We start from the raw sequence: 7,314 nt of genomic DNA, 5'->3' as shown, positions 1-7,314 counted from the left end.
TCATGATTTCGTCGGAATAGGCCGCCGCATGATTCATATCGTGCAAGACCATGATGATAGTCATGCCGTGTTTCCGATTAATATCGGAGATCAGCTCCATGATCTCCCACTGATGGCTGACATCCAGATAGGTTGTCGGTTCATCAAGCAGCAAAAGGCGCGGCTTTTGCGCCAGCGCCAACGCAATCCACACCCGCTGGCGTTCCCCGCCGGATAAGGCGGACAGCTTGCGGTCGGCAAACATCCAAGTCCCTGTCTGCGCCAGTGCCCAATCGACGATGGCCTCATCCTCCTTGCGCTGTCCGGCCCAAGCCGGTTTATGCGGAAAGCGCCCGTAACCGACCAAGGTTCGCACCGTCATGTCCGGCAGCTTATCCTGGCTTTGCTGCAGCATGGATAACTGACGGGCCAGACTTCGCCTGGAATAGGCTCCGATAGGCTTCCCTTCCAGCAGAATCGAGCCCCCTGCCGGCTTCAATTGACCGGAGATCGCCTTGAGCAAGGTGCTTTTTCCGCATCCGTTCGGACCGATAATGCTGTAGATCTTCCCCTCCTCCGCCTGCCAATCCAGACGGTCGATCACGCATCGGTTGTGGTAATTGACAGAAACCTGATCCAGCAGCAATGCTGTCATTCTCCTTCCCTCCTTAGCAAATACAGAAAGAACGGAGCGCCAAGCGCTCCCAGTATAATTCCAACAGGCAGCTCGATTGGTGCGAACATCAGACGAGCCAAGGTATCACAGACCGTGACCACCGCGGCGCCGAGCAGCGCCGAGGCAGGCAACAGCAGCCGATAGTCACTGCCGATCAGCAGCCGGGCGGAATGCGGCACAATCAGGCCCACAAAGCCGAGCAACCCCACCACGCTGACGGCGCTGGCGGCTAGCAAAGTAGCTACAGCCGTCAATACCAGGCGGGTAGTCTCTACCTTAAGGCCAAGGCCGCGCGCATTGGAATCTCCAAGAGAGAGCAGATTTAAATGCACGGAGCCTGCCAAGGCCAGCGCCACTCCCGCAAAGGAATACGGAAGCATCATCTGCAGCTCCGGCCAGCTTTTGGCAGCTAAACCGCCAACGAGAAACACAAGTGCACCGTTGACCCGGTCGCTATAGAAGGTGAGCAGCGCGGAAATGCCGGAGCCTAGAAAAGCGGACACCGCCACCCCCGCAAGAATGATGCGGACCGGCTGAACGCCCTGCTTCCAGGCCAGCAAATAGATGATGGCAGCCGCTATCGAGGCGCCGACAAATGCAGCCGGCGTTAGCAGGGGCCAGGCTTGCGGAAATAAAATAAGGATGATGATGCCAAGCAGCCCGGCTCCCGAAGAGACGCCAATAATATGGGGGTCAGCCAACGGATTGCGCATGACCCCCTGCAGAATGGCTCCGGACAAGGCCAGATTCACGCCGACCAAGGCCGCTACCAGCGTGCGAGGCAGACGGATGCTCCAGATCACTTCTTTCATCGGCCCGTCAAACCCGTGGAACAAATACCTCCAAATATCCTCCAGCGAAATCGAAACGGCTCCGGTTCCGATGCTAAACGCAATCCCTGCTGCTGCCGCAACTGCCATAGCTGCTAATACGAAAACGCCTCTCGGAGCGGATACCCGTTTAATGTCAGTTTTCATTGCCATACACATCAGGGTATACAAGCTCTGCCAGATACTCGACCGACTCGTTCAGCCGGAAGCCCGGATTCGACAGCAGCAGATCCGAGGGCAAGATGGCCATGCGTTGTTCCTTGACCGCACGCAGCGAAGCCCATGCCGGTTGAGCGGCGAGATCCGATTCTACTTTCTTCTCTCCATCCTCCCGCGCTCCATGAATAAGGACAAAGACATAATCCGGGTCCAATTCTACGATCTTTTCCAGACTGAACGGAGCGGTAGACGGACTCTTCTGCGATGCCTCCAGCGTTGCCGCTACATTTTTCAGATGCAGCATTTCCGCGACCTCGATTCCCACCGTATTTTGCCGCTGCACGCTAATGCTGCTCGGCGTGACATTCAGCATAATGAAGGTAGGCGCCTGATCTGCGGGCACCTTGTCCGTCAAATCGCTGATTTGCTTCTCCAGCTTTGCCAGCGCTTCGTTTGCTTGCGGCTCCGTACCGGCCAGCTTGCCGAACAGCTGGGCCTTTTCCTTCAAATCGTCATAGGTGCTGAGCGTGAAGAGCGCAAAAGGAACATTACTGGCCTCTAGAACGTTTACCAGCTCACGATGGAACGAAGTAGAGCCGATCACCAGATCCGGCTTCAAGGACAGCAGCTTTTCCGTATTCACGGTGGTCATGCCGCCGACATCCTCAATCGCCTTGGCCTTCTCCGGAATGGTTCCTCCCGTTGACGTAGCCTTAGCTATAGCGGTACCGTCAACCGCATATAGCAGGTCCAGCAACTGCGGGGAGAGTACGACGATTTTCTGCGGTTGTGCCTGAAGCGTAACCTCACGATCGGCATCATCCGTAAAAGATAGGAAAACCTCGGCCTGAGTCTCTTCCGTTACTGGTGAAGACTCTGGCGTTTCCGCCGCAGATGCCGGAGCACCTGCTTCCTGCTTTTCCGCCGCACTGTCAGCAACAGGCGATGAAGCACACCCCGTTGCCACCGCCAGCATCAGACCTCCTAATAGAATAAGTGTTGTTTTTTTCAATGAATGCATCATTTTCTTCCTCCTCCATGAAGTTAAAGCGTAATTATTACTATTTGTAAATGTGAATTTATAATTTAGGGGGCGGGTAATCTTCTCCCTGTCCAGCCCCGCACCGATAAATACGAGCTTGGTTACCCGGCCCCCCTATTGCTCGTCCCAATCCACATGATCCCCTTGGACCGCACAACCTTATGCTCGTGCTTCACCCAACCCTATCCTTATTTGTGATCAGCTTTAGGTCTGTATTCCGAATACGCATCCTCCAGATGCTTTCGTGACAGAGAACCGTCCTCGATGATGGCCTTTCGTTTGGCTTTGAGAACGATTTGCTCCATATCGGCAAAGCTGCAGCCCGCAAGCAGGCCTAGTGCCGCTTCGTGAATCGGTCCGTCCAGCTCGAAACCATCCAGCAGGAGCGAAATAAATTCAGTCCGTCCGGCATCGTCAGGCATACTGTAATTCATCTTCGTATCAAAGCGGCGCCAGATCGCCTGATCCAGCTCTTCCTCCAGATTGGTGGCTGCGATGAAGATGCTGTTCCCTTCAAATTCGTCCAGGGACTGCAGCAAGGTATTGACTACTCTGGCCATTTCCTTAACTTCATCATTATTGTCCCTCGTTCTTCCGATCGCATCGAACTCATCCAGGAACAGAACGCATGGTGTTGCCTTGGCATAATCGAATATTTTGCGGACATTGCTTCCCGTCTCTCCCAGATGGCTATGGATAATCGAATCCAGTCTGACCAAAATCAAAGGGAGCTCCAGGCGTGCGGCGATATAAAAGGCTGTCAGTGTCTTTCCTGTACCGGGAGGGCCGAACATGACGATCTTGTTGGGAATCGGCACATCATACTGCTCGAACCTTTCCTTTAAGCCGATGATGGAGATGAATTCCTCGACAATCTGGCGGTTAACAGGCGAGAATACGATTCGTTTTGCTTTCTTGCCGCACTCTTTAGGCGTATAAAAGGTCGCCATGTCGGTCCCCTTGGACCGTGGGAGCCGGAGATTTGCGTTGTTTTTACTCATTCATGGATACTCCTCTTACTTTTAGTCAGAATGTTTCAGCCCAGTCGCCAGTGGGCCAGAAGATCCCCTCAGGATCCAGCTCGACCTGCTCAAGCTGCCGTTCAAAGTCCGGACTGGGCGCAATGGATTTGACGGGTACCCAGTCATGGCTCGCATTTAGGGCATACACATTCCATTGATTGTGTTCCAGACGAAACTGTGCAATAGCCGAACTAAGCCATTGCCGCCCGTGGGAATGGGACCGCTCCTCGAAGAGAATCATTGCTTTGCCGTCCCACACGTATTTTAAGCGCACGAAAGACCGGACCTCCTTCGGAACCTTCGCTTCAAAGTAGCCGTTTAAGATAGCCTCCAATCTTCGAATCGTAAATTCGTCCATCATTAACACCCCGTATCACGCCTGTAATTTGCTAAGCTCGCTATTAAATCGTAATTTTTACGATGCGATTAGTATACTGATCACTTCTTTGTGTGTCAACCGTTTATCTTGTTGTTATTTGTATTTGTTACGATTAAAATAGAACAGGAACATTATCATTCATCGAAGGGACTTATATACAGTCATGTCATTGCTTGCATTGGATTTTTCATCTGAACTCCTAACGTTCAAAACGATCTTTATCAGTATCTTTCTGGAAGCACTTCCGTTCATTCTGCTGGGCGTGATCTCGTCCTCCCTGCTGCAAATGTTCGTATCCGAGGAGTTCATCGCACGGATGGTACCAAAGAACCCTTTGCTCGGCATTTTGTTTGCCTGCTTCTTCGGCGTGCTCTTTCCGATCTGTGAATGCGGCATGGTTCCGGTCATTCGCCGCTTGATTGCCAAAGGAATGCCTGTCTATATCGCCGCCGTATTTATCATGAGCGGACCGATCCTGAACCCGATTGTCTTCTTTGCTACCTACACCGCCTTTCGCAGCCGCCCCGAGATTCTTTACTCACGGATGGGACTGGCTCTGGTGGTCGCGCTCGTCGCAGGCCTTCTCATTTACCGCTTCATTCGTTATAATCCGCTTCGTCTAAGCATGGAGACCATGTATGATGAAGGGGCTGGAAGCAGCATGCATCCTCCTGGTGCAGGGAAGGTCACCTCGATGTTCATGCATATGACCAGCGAATTTTTTGAGATGAGCAAATATCTTACTCTTGGCGCCTTGATCACCGCCCTGATCCACACCTTTGTAAATACGGGGCAGCTGGCGGCTTACGGCAACGGTCCGATCTCCTCTCATATGCTGATGGCCGGATTTGCTTACATACTCTCGATCTGCTCCACCTCGGATGCCTTTGTGGCCTCCTCCTTTGTAAACACCTTTTCAGCCGGCTCGCTGATTACCTTCCTGGTGCTTGGGCCGATGCTTGATCTGAAGAGCACGCTTATGCTGCTGTCTGTATTCAAGACCAAATTTGTTGCCACCTTGAGTGTAATTATCGTATTGGTTGTGCTGGCATTCAGTATTGGGTGGGATCAGCTATTTTTAAAATCTTTCTCGTAAAGGAGTGCCTTCCATGAAAAATCAGCAGCGGACTACCGTGCTCCATCATGTGGTCAGAACCGTCATTCTGTTAGGCTTGGCTGTGTACATTGCGTTTCTGGTCGAAAGCGATACGCTTCAGCTGTATATCGGCATTCGTATTCGGCCGCTTGTCAAACTCTCGTCGATCGTCGTCTATGCCCTGGCCGTCATTCAAGGCTTTATCGCCTATAGAGCTTATCGAGGCTCCATTATCGAATGCGACTGCTGCAGCGGTGCCAAGGAGAAATCCTGGTTCCAATCCGGCTTTCTGTATGCCATGCTTGCCCTGCCGCTGCTATTAGGATTCTTGCTGCCCGATACCGTGCTTGGCGGCTCCTTTGCCAGTAAGAAGGGCATGATCCTTGGCGCATCTACTACACCCAATTTAGGAGCTATGTATGCGCAGCAGCAGGCCGCCATTTCAGGCGATGCTGCCGGTAACATTTCAGGCGATGCTGTTGGTAACATTTCAAACGATGCTGATGGTAGCACTGAGGGTTCCATAAACCATGAGAGCCCCGATACCTCCCTTTCGGCGGACTTTGGAGAGACCGCCACGCCGGGCGAATTAATAGACACAGACGAGGACTCCGGGATATCAGCTGATCCTGTGTTCATTGGTGCGGATGCCTTCGAGCAGGAGTTGGCCGTATTGGCTGAGCGTCTGTACGCCCAGCCGGTCATCGAGGTCAAGACCGACATTTATATGGAGATCCTCACCACCATCGTCACCTTCCAAGAGCAGTTTGCAGGCAAAGAAATCGAGCTGACCGGATTCGTCTACCGGGAAAAAAATCTGGACAAAAACCAGCTTGTCGTTGGACGAATCGCCGTGCAGTGCTGTACCGCCGACGCGACTCCTTACGGCGTGTTGACCGAGTTCCCCGAGGCCTCCGGGTTCGCCGACGACACCTGGGTCCGGCTGAAGGGAACCCTCGGTCAGACGCAATATAACGGAAACACCATCATTAAAGTGGATGTGACTGAATCCGAAGTCATACCTGCACCGGACAATCCATATATTTACCCTAACTTTGATTTTCTGGATGTCAGTATCCCATGATGATTAAAGGACTTGAAGGATAAGGAGGAGCCTATGAAAACACCTGTTATTGTCATCTCCGGCTTTTTAGGAAGCGGCAAGACTACGCTGCTGCTTGAGCTGATCCAAGAGATGCACCGCCGGAAGCTGAAGCCGGCCATTCTGATGAATGAGCTCGGCAAAGCGGATGTGGACGGCATGATCCTGTCCCAGACCGCCGGGGATATCCCGCTGGAGAAACTGTTCGACGGCTGTATATGCTGCAGCAAGAAATCGGAAATATCCGGGTCGATCCAAGGCCTGCTTGCGCTGGCTCCCGATGTCATTCTGGTCGAGCTGACCGGGGTCGCCAATCCCGAGGAAGTCGTCGATGCGATGGCCGAGCCCGATCTGCTGGATAAGGTGAACCTGCACAACATCGTCACGGTCATAGATGCGGAGCATGTACTGGAATACAACAGTATTTTTGCCTCCGACAAACAGCTCGTTCACACCCTGCGGCGCCAATTGGATGTTGCGGATGTGATCGTCGTCAATAAGCAGGACCTGGTATCAGATCACCATCTGTCAAAAGTCGAGCGTCTAGTCAGAAAGCATAATGAGCAAGCTGCTATTTTCTATGCCGTACAGGCCAAAATCGAGCTTGAGAGCGTGCTGCGAGGACTGACTCCCTTGCGCCTCAAGGCCAAAACACCCAGTCCGTTCAAAGTCATCTCGGCACCGCACCAGCCTTCGGAGCCTCGCGGCCGCTCCGGCTCCCAGTATGGGCAAAGGAATGACTACGGGCATGGGAATGGGCATAGAGACGCAAACGGGCATAGTCACGATCATGATCATGATCATAATCACGATCATAATCATCGCTCCTTCTCCCGGGTTCAGACCATCTATATTCCGATTAACAGCGAAAGTCCCTTTTCTCTGAAAAAGCTGGAGAAGCTACTGAAAAATCAGGGTAGCCACGTGCTCCGTGCCAAAGGCTATGTTTCTCTGAGCGGTGCCTCCAATGCCGATGCGTCGCTAATCCAGTTTTCAGGAAAGCAGCTCCGCCATGAACGGACAACGTAC

Annotated in this window: 8 protein-coding genes; 3 read left to right on the top strand and 5 right to left on the bottom strand. The window is 52.7% G+C overall.

Annotation, left to right across the window (positions count from 1 at the left end):
- From TX85_RS05340 to TX85_RS05320, 5 genes are all read right to left on the bottom strand, one after another.
- A partial coding sequence (locus TX85_RS05340) for an ABC transporter ATP-binding protein (RefSeq protein ID WP_044478071.1) occupies positions 1-634 on the bottom strand: 634 nt, incomplete at its 3' end.
- Positions 631-1,632, bottom strand: coding sequence for a FecCD family ABC transporter permease (locus tag TX85_RS05335; RefSeq protein WP_101781119.1), 1,002 nt, complete (start codon positions 1,630-1,632; stop codon positions 631-633). The genes TX85_RS05340 and TX85_RS05335, both read right to left, overlap by 4 nt.
- On the bottom strand, positions 1,622-2,665 hold the full coding sequence (locus TX85_RS05330) for an ABC transporter substrate-binding protein (protein ID WP_044479824.1): 1,044 nt from the start codon (positions 2,663-2,665) through the stop codon (positions 1,622-1,624). Before TX85_RS05330 ends, TX85_RS05335 begins: the two co-directional genes overlap by 11 nt.
- A gap of 209 nt (positions 2,666-2,874) precedes the next feature.
- Positions 2,875-3,687 carry an AAA family ATPase gene (locus TX85_RS05325; protein ID WP_044478069.1) on the bottom strand — a complete coding sequence of 271 codons (813 nt, stop codon included), beginning with the start codon at positions 3,685-3,687 and terminating at the stop codon, positions 2,875-2,877.
- A 25-nt stretch (positions 3,688-3,712) separates the two neighbouring features.
- Positions 3,713-4,066, bottom strand: a complete 354-nt coding sequence (locus TX85_RS05320; protein ID WP_044478067.1) for a DUF3024 domain-containing protein — start codon at positions 4,064-4,066, stop codon at positions 3,713-3,715.
- A 199-nt stretch (positions 4,067-4,265) separates the two neighbouring features.
- On the opposite strand from TX85_RS05320, the gene TX85_RS05315 reads away from it, so the two are divergent.
- The 3 genes from TX85_RS05315 to TX85_RS05305 form a co-directional block, all read left to right on the top strand.
- Entirely contained in the window at positions 4,266-5,183 is a 918-nt protein-coding gene (locus TX85_RS05315) for a permease (RefSeq protein ID WP_233500617.1), read from the top strand.
- A 13-nt stretch (positions 5,184-5,196) separates the two neighbouring features.
- On the top strand, positions 5,197-6,267 hold the full coding sequence (locus TX85_RS05310) for a TIGR03943 family putative permease subunit (RefSeq protein WP_044478064.1): 1,071 nt from the start codon (positions 5,197-5,199) through the stop codon (positions 6,265-6,267).
- A gap of 33 nt (positions 6,268-6,300) precedes the next feature.
- The coding region (locus TX85_RS05305; protein WP_233500616.1) for a GTP-binding protein at positions 6,301-7,314 on the top strand (1,014 nt) is incomplete at its 3' end.

Source organism: Paenibacillus antibioticophila, assembly GCF_000455265.1.
Taxonomy (GTDB): Bacteria; Bacillota; Bacilli; order Paenibacillales; family Paenibacillaceae; genus Fontibacillus; species Fontibacillus antibioticophila.
Note: the sequence above shows the minus strand (reverse complement) of the source record. Positions and strands in the feature narration are given on the sequence as shown.